At 71.5% G+C, this 20,625-nt stretch carries 18 protein-coding genes and 1 pseudogene; 10 read left to right on the top strand and 9 right to left on the bottom strand.

All coding sequences use genetic code 11. The features are described 5' to 3' along the window. Positions 1–124: 124 nt before the first annotated feature. From ACFU5K_RS24205 to ACFU5K_RS24195, 3 genes are all read left to right on the top strand, one after another. Positions 125–937 carry an arylamine N-acetyltransferase gene (locus ACFU5K_RS24205; RefSeq protein ID WP_384065184.1) on the top strand — a complete coding sequence of 271 codons (813 nt, stop codon included), beginning with the start codon at positions 125–127 and terminating at the stop codon, positions 935–937. A 275-nt stretch (positions 938–1,212) separates the two neighbouring features. Continuing rightward, positions 1,213–2,424: a pyridoxal phosphate-dependent aminotransferase gene (locus tag ACFU5K_RS24200; RefSeq protein WP_384065182.1), complete on the top strand. Its 1,212-nt coding sequence runs from the start codon at positions 1,213–1,215 to the stop codon at positions 2,422–2,424. Between the two features lie 81 nt (positions 2,425–2,505). Further along, positions 2,506–2,904 carry a hypothetical protein gene (locus ACFU5K_RS24195; RefSeq protein ID WP_384065180.1) on the top strand — a complete coding sequence of 133 codons (399 nt, stop codon included), beginning with the start codon at positions 2,506–2,508 and terminating at the stop codon, positions 2,902–2,904. Between the two features lie 214 nt (positions 2,905–3,118). Here ACFU5K_RS24195 and ACFU5K_RS24190 read toward each other — a convergent pair whose 3' ends face one another. Beyond that, entirely contained in the window at positions 3,119–4,945 is a 1,827-nt protein-coding gene (locus ACFU5K_RS24190; protein WP_384065178.1) for a phosphoenolpyruvate carboxykinase (GTP), read from the bottom strand. Between the two features lie 205 nt (positions 4,946–5,150). Here ACFU5K_RS24190 and ACFU5K_RS24185 point away from each other — a divergent pair, with 205 nt between their 5' ends. Continuing rightward, complete coding sequence (locus ACFU5K_RS24185) at positions 5,151–5,837, top strand: hemolysin III family protein (protein WP_384065176.1); 687 nt, start codon at positions 5,151–5,153, stop codon at positions 5,835–5,837. 69 nt (positions 5,838–5,906) lie between these two features. On the opposite strand, the gene ACFU5K_RS24180 is transcribed toward ACFU5K_RS24185, so the two are convergent. Then, on the bottom strand, positions 5,907–7,934 hold the full coding sequence (locus ACFU5K_RS24180; RefSeq protein WP_384065174.1) for a thioredoxin domain-containing protein: 2,028 nt from the start codon (positions 7,932–7,934) through the stop codon (positions 5,907–5,909). 134 nt (positions 7,935–8,068) lie between these two features. Here ACFU5K_RS24180 and ACFU5K_RS24175 point away from each other — a divergent pair, with 134 nt between their 5' ends. Beyond that, entirely contained in the window at positions 8,069–11,293 is a 3,225-nt protein-coding gene (locus ACFU5K_RS24175) for a tetratricopeptide repeat protein (RefSeq protein WP_384065172.1), read from the top strand. A 37-nt stretch (positions 11,294–11,330) separates the two neighbouring features. On the opposite strand, the gene ACFU5K_RS24170 is transcribed toward ACFU5K_RS24175, so the two are convergent. Together ACFU5K_RS24170 and mca are read right to left on the bottom strand one after the other, a co-directional pair. Next, positions 11,331–11,558: a hypothetical protein gene (locus tag ACFU5K_RS24170; RefSeq protein WP_384065170.1), complete on the bottom strand. Its 228-nt coding sequence runs from the start codon at positions 11,556–11,558 to the stop codon at positions 11,331–11,333. A gap of 1 nt (position 11,559) precedes the next feature. After that, entirely contained in the window at positions 11,560–12,441 is an 882-nt protein-coding gene (mca, locus tag ACFU5K_RS24165; RefSeq protein WP_384065168.1) for a mycothiol conjugate amidase Mca, read from the bottom strand. An 87-nt stretch (positions 12,442–12,528) separates the two neighbouring features. Here mca and ACFU5K_RS24160 point away from each other — a divergent pair, with 87 nt between their 5' ends. Both ACFU5K_RS24160 and greA read left to right on the top strand, forming a co-directional pair. Next, a complete protein-coding gene (locus tag ACFU5K_RS24160; protein ID WP_384065166.1) occupies positions 12,529–12,933 on the top strand; it encodes a DUF4307 domain-containing protein in 405 nt (134 codons plus the stop codon). 191 nt (positions 12,934–13,124) lie between these two features. Beyond that, positions 13,125–13,622 (top strand): transcription elongation factor GreA, encoded by a 498-nt coding sequence (gene greA / locus ACFU5K_RS24155; protein WP_327115278.1) that lies wholly within the window; start codon positions 13,125–13,127, stop codon positions 13,620–13,622. Positions 13,623–13,680: 58 nt separating this feature from the next. On the opposite strand, the gene ACFU5K_RS24150 is transcribed toward greA, so the two are convergent. The 3 genes from ACFU5K_RS24150 to ilvA all read right to left on the bottom strand — a co-directional run bounded on the left by ACFU5K_RS24150 (position 13,681) and on the right by ilvA (position 16,949). After that, positions 13,681–14,538 carry an ABC transporter permease gene (locus ACFU5K_RS24150; protein WP_384065164.1) on the bottom strand — a complete coding sequence of 286 codons (858 nt, stop codon included), beginning with the start codon at positions 14,536–14,538 and terminating at the stop codon, positions 13,681–13,683. Beyond that, on the bottom strand, positions 14,535–15,542 hold the full coding sequence (locus tag ACFU5K_RS24145; protein WP_384065162.1) for an ATP-binding cassette domain-containing protein: 1,008 nt from the start codon (positions 15,540–15,542) through the stop codon (positions 14,535–14,537). Before ACFU5K_RS24145 ends, ACFU5K_RS24150 begins: the two co-directional genes overlap by 4 nt. A gap of 174 nt (positions 15,543–15,716) precedes the next feature. Next, a complete protein-coding gene (gene ilvA / locus ACFU5K_RS24140) occupies positions 15,717–16,949 on the bottom strand; it encodes a threonine ammonia-lyase (protein ID WP_384065160.1) in 1,233 nt (410 codons plus the stop codon). A gap of 157 nt (positions 16,950–17,106) precedes the next feature. Here ilvA and ACFU5K_RS24135 point away from each other — a divergent pair, with 157 nt between their 5' ends. After that, complete coding sequence (locus ACFU5K_RS24135) at positions 17,107–17,637, top strand: MarR family transcriptional regulator (RefSeq protein WP_327115286.1); 531 nt, start codon at positions 17,107–17,109, stop codon at positions 17,635–17,637. Positions 17,638–17,736: 99 nt separating this feature from the next. Beyond that, positions 17,737–17,928 carry a DUF1059 domain-containing protein gene (locus tag ACFU5K_RS24130; RefSeq protein ID WP_327115288.1) on the top strand — a complete coding sequence of 64 codons (192 nt, stop codon included), beginning with the start codon at positions 17,737–17,739 and terminating at the stop codon, positions 17,926–17,928. A gap of 93 nt (positions 17,929–18,021) precedes the next feature. Here the strand turns inward: ACFU5K_RS24130 and ACFU5K_RS24125 are convergent, their stop codons facing one another. After that, positions 18,022–19,167 (bottom strand): cystathionine gamma-synthase, encoded by a 1,146-nt coding sequence (locus tag ACFU5K_RS24125; protein ID WP_384065157.1) that lies wholly within the window; start codon positions 19,165–19,167, stop codon positions 18,022–18,024. 79 nt (positions 19,168–19,246) lie between these two features. On the opposite strand from ACFU5K_RS24125, the gene ACFU5K_RS24120 reads away from it, so the two are divergent. Then, the gene (locus tag ACFU5K_RS24120) at positions 19,247–20,350 is read left to right on the top strand and encodes a hypothetical protein (protein WP_384065154.1); all 1,104 of its coding nucleotides are present in this window, start codon (positions 19,247–19,249) and stop codon (positions 20,348–20,350) included. A gap of 6 nt (positions 20,351–20,356) precedes the next feature. On the opposite strand, the pseudogene ACFU5K_RS24115 reads toward ACFU5K_RS24120, so the two are convergent. Then, positions 20,357–20,625: pseudogene (locus ACFU5K_RS24115) on the bottom strand (IS200/IS605 family accessory protein TnpB-related protein); the annotation flags it as partial.

Genomic DNA, 20,625 nt, shown 5'->3' with positions numbered 1-20,625 from the left:
TGCTGCGTCCCGCCCGGACGAGGGCCGGCGCCCGCCGCATGGCACACGCGAGCCGTGTTCCCCGTATCTCTTGTGCCGTCATCGGACTTGAGGAACCTCTGAGGTGTCTGCGTAGGCTCGGGGCATGACACTCGACCTCGACGCCTACTTCGCCCGCATCGGCTGGTCCGGGGAGCGCCGCCCCACAGTGGAGGTGCTGCGGTCCGTGCACCGCGCCCACATGCTGGGCATCCCGTTCGAGAATCTGGAACCCCTCCTCGGCAGCGCCCCCTCGCTCACGCTCCCGGACCTGGAGAGGAAGCTCGTCCGCAGCGAACGCGGCGGATACTGCTACGAGCACAACACGCTGCTCGCCGCCGTCCTGACCCAGCTCGGATTCCGGGTGACGCTGCTGACGGCGCGGGTGGTCCTGGGCGCGGCCCCCGGTGACGTCAGGCCCCGAACGCACATGCTGATGAAGGTGGAGACGGAGGACGGGTCCACCCCCTTCATCGCCGACGTCGGCTTCGGCGCGGACGGGGCACTGCTGGAACCGATCCCCCTCGTGGAGGACGCCGAACTGCTCGACACCCCGCGCCGCCACCGGCTGGTCCACGCCCCGCACGAAGGTCCGCTGGAGATGTGGGAGCTGCAGACCGACAAGGGCGGCTACTGGGAACCGCAGTACGAGTTCACTCTGGAGCCGTTCGAGACCCCGGACTACGACGTCATCAACTGGCACGTCGCGACGAACCCGCGCTCGCCGTTCCGGCAGGCGGTGTACGCCCAGCGCACCCTGCCGGGCCGCCACCTGGCCCTGTCCGGGCGGACGCTCGTGGAGACCGCCGACGACGGCACGGTCGAGGAGCGGGAGCTGAGCGGCCCGGCCGAGGTGCTGCGCGTCCTGGCCGAGGACTTCGGCGTACGGCTCCCCGAGGGGACCGTCCTGCCCGGCTGAGCGGCCTGGCCCGGCTGCTCCCCCGCGGCCCCGGGCGGGTGCGGCCGGGGGCCTGCTCCGGAGCGCTCGCGGCGCGCCCGCGTGGCGTATCTCACCCGCCTCCCGCGGCACGCCCGCATTCCAAGCCGCGGCGCCGCCCTGACCGGCCGATCCACGGTCGCCGGCCGGGGCGGCATGCCGATGGAAGACCCGGCGCACCGCCAGGGACCCCCGGAGGGAGCAACCGGTGCGCGAACCGGGAGCAGGGCGCGAAACACGGTCGTAAGCTCGCCGACATGCAGGTCATCCAGTCCACGAAGCTCTCCGGCGTCTGTTACGAAATCCGCGGCCCCGTGCTCGAGGAAGCCATGCGGCTCGAAGCGGCAGGTCACCGCATCCTCAAGCTCAACACCGGCAACCCGGCGGCGTTCGGGTTCGAGTGCCCGCCGGAGATCCTCGAGGACATCCTGCGCAACCTTTCGGGGGCGCACGGCTACGGCGACGCGAAGGGCCTGCTGTCCGCGCGCCGGGCGGTGATGCAGCACTACCAGACCAAGGGCATCGACCTCGACGTCGAGGACGTCTACCTGGGCAACGGCGTGTCCGAGCTCATCCAGATGTCGATGCAGGCGCTGCTGGACGACGGCGACGAGGTGCTCGTCCCGGCCCCGGACTACCCGCTGTGGACGGCCTCGGTCTCGCTGGCGGGCGGTACGGCCGTGCACTACCGGTGCGACGAGCAGGCCGACTGGATGCCCGACCTCGCGGACGTCGAGCGGAAGATCACCGACCGCACCAAGGCGCTCGTGATCATCAACCCGAACAACCCGACCGGCGCGGTGTACGACGACGAGATGCTGCGCGGGCTGACGGAGATCGCCCGGCGCCACAACCTCCTCGTCTGCTCCGACGAGATCTACGACCGGATCCTGTACGACGGCGCGACCCACACCCCGACGGCGGCGATCGCCCCGGACCTGATGGTGCTCACCTTCAACGGACTGTCCAAGAACTACCGGATCGCGGGGTACCGCTCCGGCTGGATGGCGGTCTGCGGCCCGAAGGCGCACGCCTCCTCGTACATCGAGGGTCTGACGGTCCTGGCCAACATGCGCCTGTGCGCCAACATGCCGGCGCAGCACGCGGTGGCCACCGCGCTCGGCGGCCGCCAGTCGATCAACGAGCTCGTGCTGCCCGGCGGCCGGATCCTGGAGCAGCGGGACGTGGCGTACGACCTGCTGACGCAGATCCCGGGCGTGACCTGTGTGAAGCCGAAGGGGGCGCTGTACCTCTTCCCCAGGCTCGACCCCAAGGTCTTCAAGATCAAGGACGACCGGCAGATGGTCCTCGACCTGCTGCGGGCGGAGAAGATCATGGTGGTACAGGGCACGGGCTTCAACTGGCCCGACCCGGATCACTTCCGGGTGGTCACCCTGCCTCCCGTCCAGGAGTTGGCCGACGCCGTCACGCGTATCGGCACCTTCCTCGACGGCTACAGCCAGCCGTAGTTCCGCCCCCACTCGGATCTCACACAACTTTAGACTGAATCCAAGTTAGGATGGTCCTACTGCATCACCAGGAGGCCATCCATGTACGAGCCGATCCGAACGAAATCGGTCCACTCGCCGGCCGACGACGCCGGCTTCCCGCACCGCACGCGCGAGGAGGAGCTGGACATCCAGCTCGCGGGCCATCTGGCCGCGCTCCTAGCGGTCACCGACGAGCTGGATCCCGCCCTCCTGGGCGACCGCATCGCCGAGCAGGTGGCCCGGCTCCGCGGCGCCCCGCCCGCCCGGCACGCCGGGCGCGGCGACACGCCCCTGGCCGCTCTGCACCGCCGGGCGCACGCACTCGCGGGACGGGCCCTCGTCGTAGCGGCGTCCCGCGCCGACACGGCCGTCGCGATCCTCGCGGCCGAGGCCATGGACGCGCACACCGCCGCCCTGTCCGGCCTCACCGCACCGGCCGCCCTGGTCGGCACCCCCTGACGGCCCCGGTCCCGGGTCGGGAAGACGCGTGGACCGGGTGCCACACACCACGGGCGCCGACGGGCGCCGTGCCCCCGCCTCCGGGAACAGGGCGGCACCCGGAGCCGTGAGCGGGCTCCGGGTGCCGTACCGCGGCGGCCCGTCGGCCCCCACAGGTCAGGGCGGACGCCGGAGGCCCGGCCGCGGGGTTCGAGGAGCCTCAGAGGACAGGCTCTCAGCCCAGGCGCCGCACCAGCGCGCGGTACTCGTCCCACAGCTCCTTGGGCGTGTGGTCGCCGAAGGTGTTGAGGTGCTCGGGGATGAGTGCGGCCTCCTCACGCCAGACCTCCTTGTCGACGTTCAGCAGGAAGTCGAGGTCCGGCTCGGAGAGGTCCAGGCCCTCGGTGTCGAGGGAGCCCTTGGCCGGCAGGATGCCGATCGGTGTCTCGACACCCTCGGCGGTGCCCTCCAGGCGCTGGACGATCCATTTGAGGACGCGGCTGTTCTCGCCGAAGCCGGGCCACACGAACTTCCCCGCCTCGTTCTTGCGGAACCAGTTCACGTAGTAGATCTTCGGGAGCCTGGACTGGTCCGCCTTGTCGGCGCCGACCTCGATCCAGTGCTTCATGTAGTCGCCCATGTTGTAGCCGCAGAACGGCAGCATGGCGAAGGGGTCGCGGCGCAGCTCCCCGACCCTGCCCTCGGCGGCGGCCGTCTTCTCGGAGGCGACGTTGGCCCCGAGGAAGACGCCGTGCTGCCAGGTGAAGGACTCGGTGACCAGCGGGACCGCGGAGGCGCGGCGGCCGCCGAAGAGGATCGCCGAGATCGGCACGCCCTTCGGGTCCTCCCACTCCGGCGCGATGATCGGGCACTGCCCGGCGGGGACGGTGAAGCGGGCGTTCGGATGGGCGGCGGGCGTGCCGGACTCCGGGGTCCAGTCGTTGCCCTTCCAGTCCGTGAGGTGCGAGGGGAGCTCCTCGGTCATCCCCTCCCACCAGACGTCGCCGTCGTCGGTGAGCGCGACGTTGGTGAAGACGGAGTTGCCCCACATGGTCTTCATGGCGTTGGCGTTGGTGTGCTCGCCGGTGCCGGGCGCGACACCGAAGAAGCCGGCCTCGGGGTTGATCGCGTACAGCTGACCGTCCTCGCCGAAGCGCATCCAGGCGATGTCGTCGCCGATGGTCTCGACGGTCCAGCCGGGGATCGTGGGCTCCAGCATGGCGAGGTTGGTCTTGCCGCAGGCACTGGGGAACGCGGCGGCGACGTACCTGCTCTCCCCGCGCGGCGGCGTGAGCTTGAGGATCAGCATGTGCTCGGCGAGCCAGCCCTCGTCCCGGGCCATGACGGAGGCGATGCGCAGCGCGTAGCACTTCTTGCCCAGCAGGGCGTTGCCGCCGTAGCCGGAACCGAAGGACCAGATCTCGCGGTCCTCGGGGAAGTGCGAGATGTACTTGGTGGAGTTGCAGGGCCACGGCACGTCCTCCTGGCCCTCTTCCAGGGGAGCGCCGAGGGTGTGGACGGCCTTGACGAAGAAGCCGTCGGTGCCCAGTTCGTCGAGGACCTCCTGGCCCATGCGCGTCATGGTGCGCATCGACACGGCGACGTAGGCGGAGTCGGTGATCTCGACGCCGATCGCGGAGAGCGGTGAGCCGACGGGGCCCATGCAGAACGGGACGACGTACATGGTGCGACCACGCATGGAGCCGCGGAAGACGCCGTTCCGGCCGGCGAAGATCTCCCGCATCTCGGCGGGGGCCTTCCAGTGGTTGGTCGGGCCCGCGTCCTCCTCCTTCTCGGAGCAGATGAAGGTGCGGTCCTCGACGCGTGCCACATCGGTCGGGTCGGAGGCCGCGTAGTACGAGTTGGGGCGCTTGACCGGGTCGAGAGCGGTGAAGGTGCCCTTGGCCACGAGCTCTCCGCACAGGCGCTCGTACTCGGCCTCGGAACCGTCGCACCAGACCACACGGTCGGGCTCGGCCAGGGCAGCGATCTCGTCTACCCAGGAGGCGAGCTCCTGGTGCTGGGTGGGAACAGTGAGGGGAGCCGCGATGTCGCGCGCCACGATCGCTCCTAGTCAGAGGGTGTGTTGTCAGGCCCCGTGGGGGCTGCGACCCGGATGCTGACCCCGCCGATCCCCCTGGCGCTCATCCGGTGCCGACCGCACTCATTTGATCATCCGACCATCGCGCCCATATGTCCAGAGGGCCGCACACGTGAGCATCGCCACTCGAATCGGAAACCTACGGAAGCGTAGGTAGCATGCGGACATGACTTCCGCAGCGGCCGCGTCCGGACCTGTCGAGCTCACCGACCCCATCCCGGTGAAACCACGGATGCGGGGCTGGCTGCACGCCGGCATGTTCCCGGCCGTGCTGATAGCGGGCATCACCCTGATCGCCCTGACCGGCAGCACCCGCGCGCGGGTGGCCTGCGCGGTCTACATAGCCAGCGCCTGCCTGCTCTTCGGCGTGAGCGCGGTCTACCACCGGGGCACCTGGGGCCCGCGCGGCGAGGCGGTGCTGCGGCGGCTCGACCACGCCAACATCTTCCTGATCATCGCGGGCACCTACACCCCGCTGACGCTCCTGCTGCTGCCCGACTCCACCGGCCGGCCGCTCATGTGGGCGGTCTGGGGGGCCGCGGCGGCCGGAATAGCCTTCCGCGTGTTCTGGGTCGGCGCCCCGCGCTGGCTCTACACCCCGTGCTACATCGCCATGGGCTGGGCCGCGGTCTTCTTCCTGCCGGACTTCATGCGCGCCGGCGGCGTCGCGGTGCTGGTCCTCGTCGTCGTCGGCGGACTGCTCTACAGCGCGGGCGGCGTCATATACGGCATCAAGCGGCCGAACCCGTCGCCCCGTTGGTTCGGCTTCCACGAGGTGTTCCACTCACTCACCCTGGCGGCGTTCATCGTGCACTACGTCGGCATCTCGCTGGTGGCCTACCAGCACGGCTGAGGGGTCTCCCCGCACGTCGAAGGGCCCGGCCACACGGCCGGGCCCTTCAACGTAGCCGCGTCAGCCGCGTCAGCCGCCGAGCTTCGCGGCCAGTTCGGTCGCGTCCGTCGTCGGCGCGTCGCAGACGAAGTGACGGCAGACGTACGCCGTGGGCGCGCCGCCCACCAGCGGCCGGTCCACCAGCAGCGGGAACTCGGCGGCGGCTTCGGGCACCTCGCCCGCCGCGACGACCGCCCCGGGAGCCCGGCCCAGCAGCGCCGTCCGGTGCAGCTCACCGGCGACGGGGCCGGCCACCGCCACCTCGCGCGGACCGTCCAGCAGCGCCTCGGCGACAGCGAGCCCCCAGCCGATGAACCGGGGCGCCTTGGGACCGAGCGCCCCGACGACGCCCAGCGCCCCCTCCGCCGCCGTGCGGTGCGCCTCGGAGCCGGTGTGCGCGGCGTACGAGAGCATCGCGCCGGCCGCGGCCGTCCAGCCCGCCGGGGTGGCGCTGTCGGTGGGGTCCTGGGGACGCCTGATCAACTGCTCGGCGTCGTCCGCGGTGTCGAACAGCTGACCGCCCTCGCCGGTGAAGCGCTCCAGCACGATGTCCAGCAGGAAGCCGGCGAACTCCAGCCAGGCACCCTCACCGGTGACCGAGGCGAGCGCGAGGAAGCCCTCCGCGACGTCGCCGTAGTCCTCCAGGACCCCGGCGTTGTCCCCGGCACGGCCGTCCTTCGACGTACGGCACAGCCGGGCGGCGTCCCCCATGTGCACCCGCACCAGCAGATCGGCGGCCTCGGTGGCCCGCTCGACCAGGTCCGGGCGGTCGAAGTAGGCACCCGTCTCGGCGAGCGCGGCGACCGCCAGTCCGTTCCAGGCCGCCACGATCTTGTCGTCGCGCTCGGGGCGGGGCCGCAGTTCGCGCGCGGCCAGCAGCCGGGCCCGTACGCTTGCGACCCGCTCGGTTTCGGCGTGCTCCGCCTCACCGGTGCGCGCGAGCCGCAGGACCGAGGAACCCTCCTCGAAGGTGCCCTCGTCGGTCACCCCGAAGTACCCGGCGGCGAAGGCGGCGTCCTCCTCGCCGAGCACCTCGCGCAGCTGCGCGGGCGTCCAGACGTAGAACGCGCCCTCGACGTGCCGCCCCTGCGCGTCTTCGCTGTCCGCGTCGAGCGCGGAGGCGAATCCGCCCTCGGCCGTCCGCAGTTCACGCACCATGAAGTCGGCGGTCTCCAGGGCGACCCGGCGGGCCAGGTCCGAGCCGGTGGCCCGCCACAGGTGGGCGTAGACGCGGCACAGCAGGGCGTTGTCGTAGAGCATCTTCTCGAAGTGCGGGACCACCCACTCCCGGTCCACCGAGTAGCGGGCGAAGCCGCCGCCGAGCTGGTCGTAGATCCCGCCGTGCGCCATGGCGGCGCAGCTGTCCGCGGCCATCTGCAGGGCGCCCTCGGCGCCGGTGCGGGCGTGGTGGCGCAGCAGGAACTCGATGACCATGGCCGGCGGGAACTTGGGCGCGCCGCCGAATCCGCCGTGCTTCTCGTCGTAGTCCCGGGTCAGCCGCAGCAGTGCCTGCGCGAGTTCCGCCTCGCCCGGCACGCCGGCTCCGGCCGGGGACAGCGAGCGGCCCGCCAGGTCGCCCACGATCCGCGCGGCCACCTCGGCGACCTCGTCGCGCCGGTCGGTCCAGGCGGCCACCACCCCTTCGAGAACCTGGTGGAAGGAGGGCATGCCGTGGCGGGGCTCGGGCGGGAAGTACGTCCCGAAGTAGAACGGCTCGGCGTCCGGGGTCAGGAAGACGGTCATCGGCCAGCCGCCCTGGCCGGTCGCGGCCTGCACGGCTTCCATGTAGACGGCGTCGACGTCGGGGCGCTCCTCGCGGTCGACCTTCACCGGCACGAAGTTCGCGTTGAGGTAGGCCGCGACGGTGTCGTCCTCGAAGGACTCGTGGGCCATCACGTGGCACCAGTGACAGCTCGCGTAGCCGACGCTGAGCAGCACTGGGACACCTCGCCTCCGGGCCTCCTCGAATGCCTCGGGCGACCACGGCCACCAGTCGACGGGGTTGTCGGCGTGCTGGAGGAGATACGGGGAAGTGGTCTGCGCAAGTCGGTTGGCCATGCCCCAATCCTCGCGCACCCGGATCCCCCGCCGCTTGACCGCCTCGCTCTCTCGCGCTGACGAGCCGCGCCCAGGACACTGGGTGCCCACGACATCCGGTCGCGGCGAAATCGCCGGAACCCTGGGGGGGACGCATGCGGGACAGCCATCGGGCGGAAGCCGAAAGGCTGTTGGTACGTGCCGTGGAGGAGGAAGCGCGGCGGACGGGCGGACGCACGGACTCGGGCGCCCTGCTGGCGCGTGCGCGGGGCGCGCTCGACGCCATGGCGGCCGGCGCGGCAGAGGAGTACGCCGCGTACACACTGGCGCTCGACGCGGCCGAGGCGGACAAGCAGCCCCTGTCAGAACGGTTCAGCCGGGCGGCGCTGACAACCCCCCTGATCGTGACGGGCGTTGCGGCCGCCGCCGCCTTCGGTGCGGACCTGGCGCTCGGCACCGCCGCCGGACTGGCCGCGGGGGCCGGCACGGTGGTGGCCGTCGCGGGGGCGGCGGCCACGGTGGCACGGGTGACCGCGTCGCATTGGCCGGCCGCGCACCGGAGGGCCGGCGAACTGAACCAGCCGGGCGGGCCGGGACAACTGCGCCTGCAATGGCTGACGGCGCTGGAGGTTCGGGGCATCCGCCCGTACCTCGACCAGCAGCGCGTGCTGACCGCGGCCACCAGGCAGCCGAAGAAGTCCACCGCGTCGGTCGTGGCGCAGCTGCGCGGCGGGGACCGCAGCGCGGCCGCCCGGACCCGGTCCCTGCTCGAACAGTCCTTCGCCCAGCTGCCCGCGGTGGACGGCCCGTTCGCGGGGCGCCGCGCCGAGCTGGCGGAGATCGCCCGGTGGGTGCACGCCGCCCGTGCCGCGACGCAGACCAGGCCGACCGTCGTGGTGCTGCACGGCACCCCGGGCTCCGGGCGCACCACGCTCGCCGTACGGGCCGCGCACGCGCTCAGGGACCAGTTCCGCGGGGCGTGCGTGGTCGATCTGCGGGGCGCTGTGGCCGGGGAGGCCCCCCTGTCGACCCGGGACGCCCTGCTCCACCTCCTCAACCGGCTGGGCGCACCGCGCGAACAGCTCCTCTTCCGCGAGAGGACGTCCGCCGGGCAGCAGGTACGGCGCCTGAGCGAGCTGTACCACCAGCACCTCACCGGCACCCCCGTCACGATCGTCCTGGACGACGCCACCGACGCCGCGCAGGTCCGGACCCTGCTGCCCGAGCGCTCCGACAGCCTCGTCCTCGTCACCGCCCTCGAGCCGCTCGCCCTGCCGGACGACATCCCGGCACGGGTGCACCACCTGCCCGTCGGCGCCCTGGACGCGGCGGGTGCCGAGGAACTCCTGCGCGAGGCCGCGCAGGACGAGGAGGGCGGCCCGTACGACCACCCGTCCACCGAGGCGGTCATCGAGCTGTGCGACGGGCTGCCGCTCGCCCTGCGCACAGCGGGTTCCTCGCTGGGTTCGCGGAGCCGGGCAGAACTGGCCGCCGCCCTCGGCGCGTACGGTCCCATCGCGCCCGTCGACCGGGCCCTGTGGCTGCGCTACACGGACCAGCCCGAGGCCGCCCGCCGGCTGCTGCGGCGGCTCGCGCTCGCCGGACGCGCCAGCCTCGGCGCGGCGGCAGCCGCCTCGCTGCTGTCGTCAAACGAGCAGGAGGCCGGCCGGCTGCTGGACTCCCTGGCCGGGGCAGGGCTGCTGGTCCACGTACGGGGCGCGCGCTACCGCCTGCACGACCTCGTGCGGGACTTCGCCCAGGCCCGCCTGCTCGACGAGGAGCCGGCGGCGGACCGTACCGCGGCGCAGGAGCGACTGATCCAGAACTACGCCGAGCTCGCCGACGCGGTGATCCGCATGGTGGACGGCAAGATGTCCACCCGAGCCGGGCAGTTCGGCTCGCACGGCTTCAGCTCGCTGGACGCGGCGCTGCGCTGGCTGGACGACGAGTCGAGCTTCATCACCTCGGCGCTGCGGCACGCGGAGGGCGTCGACCAGGCGGCGGTGCTCCACCTGCTGGGCGCGCTCTGCGACTACTGCCTGCTGCGCGGGGACCTCTACCGGCTCGGCGAGATCAGTGAGCTGACGCAGGCCGTCGACCAGGGGCTCCTGGAGCGGTCGGTCCAGTGGCGTACGGGCATCGCGGCCCGGCAGCTCGGCGAGCTCGACAAGGCCCGCACCACGCTGTCCTCGGTCGTCGGCCTCTACCGCGAGGCGCAGAACGACGCGGGCGCCGCCCTGGCGTTGTGCTCGCTCGGCATCACGCTGCACCACCAGGGCAATCTGACGGAGGCGTCCGCCCGGCTGCGCGAGGCGCTCGACCTGCAGGCCTCGCCCGAGCAGGCCGAGGACCGCGCCTGGTCGCTGCACGCCCTGGCCGCCGTCGAACGCGACCGGGCCGATCTGCCCGAGGCCATGGCTCTGCTGGACGCCGCACTGGCCCTGCACCGCGAGGGCGAGTCGCTGCACGGTGAGGCCTGGTCCCACTTCCAGCTCGGCCAGGTCTGCCTGCGCCTGGGCGAGGTGGCCCGCGCCGAGGAGGAGCTGACCACGGCGCTCGACCTGTACGGCCGCACCCGGGACGAACGCGGGGAGGCCTGGGCCCTGACCCAGCTGGGACGCGCCCGGCTGATGGATGGGGACAGCGGCACAGCCCCGGCCGTGGAGCAGCTGCGCGGGGCACTCGCCCGGCACCGCGGCAACGAGGACGCGCGGGGCGAGGCGTGGACGCGCTACTACCTGGGGCAGGCCCTGGAGGAGGACGGCGACACCGATCAGGCGGTACGGGAGCTGGAGCGGGCCCGCACGATGTTCTCCCGGATGCGGGACGTGTACGGCCTGGCGTGCGCCCGCCACCACTCCGGCCGGGTGACCCGCGACCAGCGGGCCGCGCAGACCGGCAACCTGCGCAACTCCGGCTTCGCCCGCCAGCTGCTCGCGGACGCCCGGGCCGACTTCCGCCGGATCGGGGTACCCCACGGGGAGGCGTGGACCTGCCTGGACCTGGCGCTGATCGACGGCGGCAACGACCGCGCGGCGCAGGCGCTGGAGCTGTGCGGGGATGCCGTCACCCTGTTCGCCTCGTACGGGGACGTCCGGGGCGGCGACTGGGCGGCGTTCCTGCGGTGCACGCTGCTGCCTTACGCCTCACCGGGCGGCAGCGAGGTGGGCACGGCGGTGGCCCGGCAGGAGCTGGCCGACCTGCTGGCAGCCGCGCACCCGCTGCGCGACGGCAAGCTGGAGAGCTGCGCGGAGGCGTTCCAGGTCGTCCTGAACCGCGGGATCGACCTGGACGACGGCTGGCAGGCCTGGCGCCTCGGCCTGACCCCGTCCCGGCACGCCCGTGAGGTGATGGGGGTGCCGGTGGGGGTGCGCCCCTGAGAGGCCGGCGGGCGGGGCCGTACGCGGCCCCGTCCGGTCAGCCCTTGGCGGCGGCGCGCTTCTTCCCGCCGGCGGTCTCCGGCTCGGGGGCCTCCTCGAAGTCGACCTTGCCCATGTGGCGGTTCATCGACTTCATCAGGAACCACACCCCCACGGCGAGCGCCGCGAAGACGAGGAAGCCGAGGACGCCGGGAGTCACCTTGTTCTTGTCGAGCTCGTCGGCGGCGAACGGAACGAGCTGCGTCAGTGCCTGGGTCGCGTACATATCAGGCATTGTCGCGGATGCCCGCGAAGAGGTCGCTCTCGGGGAGGGACGTGTCGACCAGCGACTTGGCGAGCTCGTACTCCTCGGTCGGCCAGATCTCCCGCTGGACGTCCAGCGGGACCCGGAACCAGCCGCCGTCCGGATCGATCTGCGTGGCGTGCGCGAGCAGCGCCTTGTCGCGGATCTCGAAGAACTCGGCGCACGGGACGTACGTGGTCAGAGTGCGTTCGGCGCGCTCGAACTCCTTCATGCGCTCCAGCCACTCACCGTACGGGGACTCCAGCCCACGGGCGAGGAGACCCTCGTGCAGGGCGAGCGTGCGCGGCTTGTTGAAGCCCTGGTTGTAGTACAGCTTCTGCGGCTGCCAGGCCGGGCCGAACTCCGCCTCGGGGTACTTCTCGGTGTCCGCGGCACCCTCGAAGGCGATCATCGAGATCGTGTGGGTCTTGATGTGGTCGGGGTGCGGGTACCCGCCGTTCTCGTCGTAGGTGGTGATCACCTGCGGCCGGAACGAACGGATCGCCGCGACGAGGCGCTCCGCAGCCTTCTCGTCGTCCTCCAGCGCGAAGCAGCCCTCGGGCAGCGGCGGCAGCGGGTCGCCCTCGGGCAGCCCGGAGTCGACGAACCCGAGCCACTCCTGCCTGACGCCGAGGATCTCCCGGGCCTCGTCCATCTCCTTCTTGCGAACCTCGTGGATGTTCGCCTCGATGTACGTGTCCCCCTGGAGCTTCGGGTTCAGGATGGATCCCCGTTCGCCCCCTGTGCAGGTGACGACCAGGACGTCCGCCCCCTCGGACACGTACTTGGCCATCGTGGCCGCGCCCTTGCTCGACTCGTCGTCGGGGTGGGCGTGAACGGCCATCAGTCTCAGCTGCTCGGTCAAGACTCGGTCCTCAGTGATTGGTCTCGTTGGTCGGCTTCTATAGTGACTGAACCCGGGGGCGGAAAATTCCGTACAGGAGGAATGATCATGGCAGCGGTGCGCGAGGCCTTGCCCGAGGGGCGTTACGGCCGGTCCCGGGACCAGCGCGCGGACCGCAAGCTGAGGATCGCCGGCGCGGTGCTCGGTACGGCGTTCCTCGCCATGATCGGCTGGTTCGGCTACGACTACATCGCGGGCAAGGACATCAGCGCCGAGCTGATCAAGTTCAAGGTCGTCTCGGACGGCCGGGCCGAGGCCCATCTCGAGGTCCGCAAGGAACGCGACGCCGACGGCCACTGCACTCTCCGGGCCCTGAGCGACGACGGCGCGGAGGTGGGGCGCGCGGACTTCCGCTTCGACGAGCGCGCCGACCGGATCGACAGGGTCCTCACCCTGCGCACCACCTCGCGGGCCACCGCGGTGGAGCTGCTGGCGTGCACCGCCGACAGCTGACGGCAGGGGAAGGCGCGCGCCGCCGCTGAGGCCCGCGCGCCCCCGCCGACCTGGGCGGACGCGCGTGTGACGATTTACCTTCTCCCCCTTTTCGCGCGGAATTGTTAGGCTCGTTGTTTCGCCCACCCGCGGCAGCGCATGCTTGGGGTAGGGCGTTGCTTTGTATTCCCAGCACCGACGAGGAGCACCCTGTGACCCAGACCAGCGATAACGTCACCTGGCTCACGCCGGAGGCGTACAACCAGCTCAAGGCCGAGCTGGAGTACCTGTCTGGTCCCGCGCGCACGGAGATCTCCGTCAAGATCGCGGCGGCCCGTGAGGAGGGCGACCTCCGCGAGAACGGCGGGTACCACGCCGCCAAGGAGGAGCAGGGCAAGATGGAGCTCCGGGTCCGCCAGCTGACCCAGCTCCTGGAGCACGCGAAGGTCGGCGAGGCCCCTGCCGACGACGGCGTGGTCGAGCCCGGAATGGTCGTGACGATCGCCTTCGACGGCGACCCGGACGACACGGTCACCTTCCTGCTCGCCTCCCGCGAGTACGCGAGCACCGACATCGAGACCTACTCCCCGCAGTCCCCGCTCGGTACGGGTGTCAACGGCAAGCGGGTGGGCGACGACGCGGAGTACGAGCTCCCGAACGGCAAGAAGGCCGCGGTGAAGATCATCTCTGCGAAGCCGTACCAGGGCTGATCCTCTCAGCACGCACGGAGCCCCGGCCTGAGCGGCCGGGGCTCCGTCGCACGCCGCGTCAGGCGGTGGCCGAGCGGTACTTCCGGACCGCGAGGGTGCGGAAGACCACGACGATCAGGACCGACCAGAGCACCGACGCGAGGATCGGGTGCCGCATCGGCCAGGCGTCGGGGGTGACGAAGCCCGGCGGCAGGTTGCCGAACAGCTCGCGGCAGGCCTGCACGGTGGCGCTGAAGGGATTCCATTCGGCGATGTAGCGCAGGACCGTCGGCATCTGGTTGGCGTCCACGAAGGCGTTCGAGATGAACGTCAGCGGGAAGAGCCAGATCAGTCCGCCGGAGGTAGCCGCCTCCGGGGTGCGCACGACGAGTCCGATCAGCGCGCCGATCCAGGAGAACGCGTAGCCGAGCAGGAGCAGCAGCAGGAAGCCGAGCAGCACCTTGCCCAGGTTCTCGTGGGTCCGCCAGCCGATGATCAGCGCGACACCGGCCAGCACGACGAGCGTGAGCGCGGTCTGGACGAGGTCGGCGAGGGTACGTCCGGTGAGGACGGCGCCCCGGGCCATCGGCAGCGACCTGAAGCGGTCGATCAGCCCCTTGTGCATGTCGTCCGCGATGCCCGCGCCGGCTCCGGCGGTGGCGAAGGTGACGGTCTGGGCGAAGATCCCGGCCATCAGGAATTCTTTGTAGTCCGTGCTGGAGATCGTGCTGCCGACCTTGATGGAGCCGCCGAACACGTAGGTGAACAGCACCACGAACATGATGGGCTGCACCAGGCCGAAGATCACCATCTCGGGGATCCTGGCCATGCGGATCAGATTGCGCTTGGCGACGACGAGGGAGTCGGCGACCGACTGGCCGATCGCCCCCCGGGACTTGAGCGGCGCTACGGCCGGCGTATCCGTGACGGTGGTCACTGGCCGTCCTCCTTCGGGCCTTGGGCGGCCTCGGTCGTCGATGCGTCCTGACCGTTCTTCTCCAGCTCGGCGGCGTGGCCGGTGAGCGAGATGAAGACGTCGTCGAGGGTGGGCCGGCGCAGCCCGATGTCGTCGATCTCCACGCCGTGTGTGTCGAGGTCGCGGATGACCTCGGCAAGCAGCTTGGCCCCGCCGATGACCGGCACGGTCAGCTTGCGGGTGTGCTCGACGACGGAGATCTCGCCCTTGCCGTACGTGGCGAGGACCGAGCGGGCGGGGTCGATCTGGTCGGACTCGTGGACGACGACCTCGACGCGTTCGCCTCCGGTGCGGGCCTTGAGCTCGTCGGAGGTGCCGCGCGCGATCACCTTGCCGTGGTCGATGACGCAGATGTTGTGGGCGAGGTGGTCGGCCTCCTCCAGGTACTGCGTGGTGAGCAGCAGCGTCGTACCCCCGGCGACGAGCTCCTGGATGACCTCCCACAGCTGCTGCCGGTTGCGCGGGTCGAGGCCCGTGGTGGGCTCGTCCATGAACATCACCGGCGGGGAGACCACGAGCGCCGCCGCGAGGTCGAGGCGGCGCCGCATGCCTCCGGAGTACGTCTTCGCGGTGCGGTCGGCCGCGTCCGCGAGGTTGAACCGCTCCAGCAGCTGCACGGCCCGCTTCTTCGCGTCGCGGGCACTCATCTGGTAGAGCTGCCCGACCATCTGGAGGTTCTCGCGCCCCGTGAGGTACTCGTCGACGGCCGCGAACTGGCCGGAGAGGCCGATCGAGCGGCGCACCCGGTCGGGGTGCTTCAGTACGTCGATGCCGGCGACGACGGCCTGTCCGCTGTCCGGCTGGAGCAGAGTCGTCAGGACGCGGACGGCGGTCGTCTTGCCGGCGCCGTTGGGCCCCAGCAGGCCGAGGACCGTACCTTCGGGCACGTCGAGATCGACTCCGCCCAGTGCTCGTACATCGCCGAAGGTCTTCACCAGACCTTCGGCGTAAATGGCGCCTGGCATACGGGATTCCCCCAGTTGGTTCGGGTGCTTGCGGAGCAGGTCCTAGAGACGCGGGTGCTCCCTCGGCGGGAGGACCGGACTGCTCGGCGGTGCACGTTAACGCGATACATCGCGACCGACAACCGGTTTTTTCCGGTTCTCTTCGGGAGCCCGCGCCCGGGCCCGGAGCATCCCTCAGGCGGACACCAGGAGGTACCCCGCGGCGCGCAGGGCGGCGGTGACCTCCTCGCAGTGCTCGGGCCCCTTGGTCTCCAGGTGCAGCTCCACCTCGGCCTCGGTGAGTCCGAGCCGCGGATCGGTCCGCACGTGGATCACGTCGAGGACGTTGGCGTCCGCGGCGGAGAGGCTCGCGAGCAGCGTGGCGAGGGCGCCCGGACGGTCGGTGAGCCGCAGCCGCAGGCTGAGGTAGCGGCCCGCGGCGGCCATACCGTGGGTCAGGATGCGCTGCATCAGCAGGGGGTCCACGTTGCCGCCCGAGAGCACGGCGACGACCGGGCCCCGGAATGCCTCCGGATCGCTCAGCAGCGCCGCGACCGGGCTCGCCCCCGCAGGCTCGACGACCATCTTCGCGCGCTCCAGGCAGAGCAGCAGGGCGCTGGAGAGCTCGTCCTCCGAGACGGTGCGGACCTCGTCCACCAGCTCGCGGATCAGCGGGAACGTGAGGTCACCGGGGCGCCCCACCTTAATCCCGTCGGCCATGGTCTGCGCCTGGTCGAGCGCCACCGGGTAGCCGGCGGCCAGTGACTGCGGGAAGGCGGCCGCGCCGGCCGCCTGGACACCGACGATCCTGACGTCGGGTCGCAGCGCCTTCACGGCGACGGCGATGCCCGCCGCGAGACCGCCTCCCCCGATGCCGACGACGATCGTGCGGACCTCCGGGCACTGTTCGAGGATCTCCAGGCCCACGGTGCCCTGGCCCGCGATGATGTCGGGGTGGTCGAAGGGGTGGATGAAGACGGCGCCGGTCTCATCGGCGTACTCCTGGGCGGCGGCCAGCGTCTCGTCGACGACCTGGCCGTGCAGCCGGACCTCGGCGCCGTAGTCACGGGTGGCGGCGACCTTCGGCAGGGGGGCGCCGACGGGCATGAAGACCGTTGAGCGTACGCCGAGCAGCGAGGACGCCAGTGCGACACCCTGCGCATGGTTTCCGGCACTGGCGGCCACCACTCCCGCCGCCCGCTCGACCGGGGTGAGGCCCGCGATGCGCACGTACGCGCCCCGGAGCTTGAACGAACCGGTCCGCTGCAGGTTCTCGCACTTGAGGTGGACCGGTCCCCCGACGAGCGACGTCAGGTGCCGGCTGCCCTCCATCGCCGTCGTTCTGGCCACTCCGGACAGCATCTTCTGGGCCCCCCGGACGTCGTCGAGGATCAGAGGCGGGAAGGGAGCTGACGTACGGAAGGTCATGACGGCAAGTCTCGCAGCTCGGAGCCCTGGGAGCCGTCGCGTCCCATGGCGGCCTGAGGTGGTGTCCACAGGTTTGTGCAGCGCTGGTACACGTTGCCCCGTGGCCGCGTACTCTGTCCCCCACCCATCCGACACCGCACGAAGAGAGCCCCCGGCCATGCCCCCTCAGGACATGACGACTGCTGCGTCTCCTTCCGGGGGCGCGGCCCCCGGACATCCGGGAACGGACCACCTTCTCGACGCTCTTCAGCACCAGGTGGCCGTCTTCGCCCGACGTGCCGAGCAGACCCGCCTCGGCGGTGTCGGCCAGGTCCGCAACTCGATGGACCGCGCTGCCTATCTGCTGCTGAACCGGCTCGACGTGGAAGGCCCCATGGGCGTGAAGGCGCTGGCCGCGGGCATGGGGATCGACTCCTCGACCGTGACCCGCCAGGTGGCGCCGCTCGTCGACACCGGACTGGTCAAGCGGACCTCGCACCCGGAGGACGGGCGCGCCGTCGTGCTGCAGCTGTCGCCGCGCGGCCAGTCGCGGCTGGAGGAGGTCCGTGCCTCGCGGCGTGAGCTGATGTTCCAGGTGACGGACGGCTGGAGCGAGGAGGAGCGCGACACGTTCTGCGCCCTGCTGACCCGCTTCAACGGCTCGCTGGCCGCACGGCAGGCCGCGCACCAGCCGGTCCAGGAGGGCTGACCGGCCCTCCCCGCGGCCCGGGCCCGCCCGCAGGGCTGTCCGCGGCGCCGGGCGGATCTATCCTGGAAGGGCCTGAACTCGTACACCGAGGAGGCCGTCATGACACGGAAGATCGCCGACTGCCGTAAGTACCCGAGCGTCTCGGACTGCTCGCTCACCATCTCCGGTGAGGAGGACGAGGTGGTCCGGGCAGCCACCGAGCACGCGGTGTCGGTCCACGAGCACACGGACAGCCCGGACCTGCGCGAACAGATCCGGGCGTCGCTCGAGGACGAGAAGGTCGCTGTCTGACCGGTACGCGCGCCGTACGGCCGCCGGAGTGCGGCCGTACGGGCTTGTCCTGCGGTGGGCGGCGGCTTGTCCCGCCCGCCTCAGGACGTCGCGTCAGCCGAGCGCCTGCGTCAGGTCGGCCAGCAGGTCGTCGGCGTTCTCGATGCCGACGGACAGGCGGACCAGGTCGGCCGGCACCTCCAGCGGAGAACCCGCCGCGGAAGCGTGCGTCATGCGGCCGGGGTGCTCCAGGAGCGACTCGACGCCGCCGAGCGACTCGCCGAGGGTGAAGAGCTTCGCGCGGTTGCAGACCTCGACGGCCGCCTCCTCGCCCCCTGCGACGCGGAACGAGACCATGCCGCCGAACGCCTTCATCTGCTTGGCGGCGATCTCGTGCCCCGGGTGCTCGGGCAGACCCGGGTAGAGGACCTGTGTCACCTTGGGGTGCCTGGTGAGGAGGTCCGCGACCTTGGTGGCGTTCTCGTCGTGGCGGTCCATGCGGACGGCGAGCGTCTTGATGCCACGCAGCACCAGCCACGCGTCGAACGGCCCGGCCACGGCGCCCATCGCGTTCTGGTGGTACGCCAGTTCCTCGGCCAGTTCCGGGTCGCCCACGACGAGCGCGCCGCCGACGACGTCCGAGTGCCCGCCCATGTACTTGGTGGTGGAGTGCACCACCACGTCGGCACCGAGCGCCAGCGGCTGCTGGAGGTAGGGGCTCGCGAAGGTGTTGTCGACGACCAGCCGTACGCCGGTCTGCCTGGCCACCCCGGCGACGGCCTCGATGTCCGTGATGCCGAGCAGCGGGTTGGACGGTGTCTCCACCCAGATCGCCTTCGTGCGGGGGGTGATCGCCGCCCGCACCGCGCTGACGTCCGAGGTGTCGGCCACCGAGAACTCCACGCCCCATCGCGAGACGACCTTCGCGAACAGCCGGAAGGTGCCGCCGTAGGCGTCGTTCGGGATGACGACGTGGTCGCCGGGCGTGAGCAGGGTCCGCAGGAGGCAGTCCTCGGCGGCGAGGCCGGAGGCGAAGGCGAGGCCCCGGCGGCCGCCTTCCAGGGCTGCCAGGTTCTCCTCCAGTGCGGTGCGGGTCGGGTTGGCGCTGCGGCTGTACTCGTAGCCGCCGCGCAGGCCCCCGACGCCGTCCTGCTTGTACGTGGACACCTGGTAGATCGGCGGGACCACGGCGCCGGTGAGGGGATCCGCCGTGTTGCCGGCATGGATCGCAAGGGTCTCGAAGCTGTGCTGGTCGCTCATGGGGCCCGAGCGTAGTTCGTCGGAAGGGCCGTTACGGGCCACTCGCCGTCCGCATGCCCGTCCGGGGACAATGGACCGCATGGAGATTCTGTGGTTCCTGCTCGCCCTGTGCCTGCTCGGCGCCGTCATCGGTCCGTATCTGCTGCGGCGCCGTGGCGGTATCCGCCAGGTCGCGCCCGGTTCGCCCGACGCCGCCGACCCGCAGGACTACGGCTTCGCGCGCCAGGAGGAGCTGGACGTCCGGATGCCAGGGCCGGACCAGGACCTCCTCGACGTCCTGGCCGTCGTGCAGGGGACAGGAGCCTGGCGGGCGGCCTCGCAGCTGCTGGCGGGCACACCCAAGGAGAGCGAGATCCGCTGGCAGCGGGTGCAGGCCTTCGCCGGCGCGGCGTCGCTGGAGCTGGCCCGGCAGCCCGGCACCGGCGGGGCGTGGCTGCGCGCCTGGCGGGCCGAGGCCCCGAAGGACGCGGGCGGCGCGGCAGTGCACGCGGAGTTCCTGGTGCAGCAGGCCTGGCGCACCGGCACCGTGGGCACCGACGACTTCCGGATCATCCTGGAGGAGGCCCGCACGGTCTGCGGCGAGGCCGCCCTGCTGGCTCCGGGCGACCCGGTCCCGTACATCGTGGAGCTGGCCGTGGCCCGTGGACTGGGTTACTCTCACGAGCAGTTCGACCAGGTCTGGGCGAAGGTCATCGACCGTGCGCCCGCGCACATGGGCGCGCACATCGCGGCCCTGCACTTCTGGTGCGAGAAGTGGCACGGCTCCCGCGAGGAGGCCGACCGCTTCGCCACCGCGGCCGCCGCCCGTGCCCCGCGGGGATCGTTGCTCGCCGCACTGCCGCTGTTCGCACTGTACGAGCACCTGCCCGAGGTCAACCTCGTGCGGGGCTTCTACCAGGGCGCCGTCGTGACGAAGGCGGTCGACGGTGCGATGTTCGCGGTGCACTCGGCGCGGGCCGACGACCCCGTGCTCGCCCACGTCCGTCATCTGCTCGTCCTCTTCCTCGTCCGCATGGAACGCTGGTCGGAGGCCGTGCACCAACTCGTCCACATCGACGGCCACGTGGGCGCGCTGCCCTGGACCGAGAACCCCGACCCGGCCGCCGAGTACACGGTGTACCGGGCCCTGGCCGTCGCGGGCTACGAGGCCAACGGCGGCAGCCCCGCGACGCTGCCGCGCTGACCGTTCCTAATCAGTGAGCAGGAGTGAGCCTTGGACCCACTGCCCGGCACTGCGCGCATCCCGAACGGTTTTGGATGCGCTGGTCCCCCGCGTTCCCTGGTTGGTCCCCGTTCGGCGACGTGCATCGTGTGCACGCTCCGTGACGGGTGGGCGGGTTTCGTCATGCCCTCGGGCACCCGATCCGGCCTGGATGGTCCGATGCCCCGCAGCATCACTCTGGTGCTGCGGGGGCGGTGCCGTCCGTCGCCGGATCGGGTGCCCGAGGGCGCGTCGCC

This window comes from Streptomyces sp. NPDC057428 (assembly GCF_042803195.1).
Lineage (GTDB): Bacteria > Actinomycetota > Actinomycetes > Streptomycetales > Streptomycetaceae > Streptomyces.
This window is presented reverse-complemented; position numbering and strand designations above follow the sequence as displayed.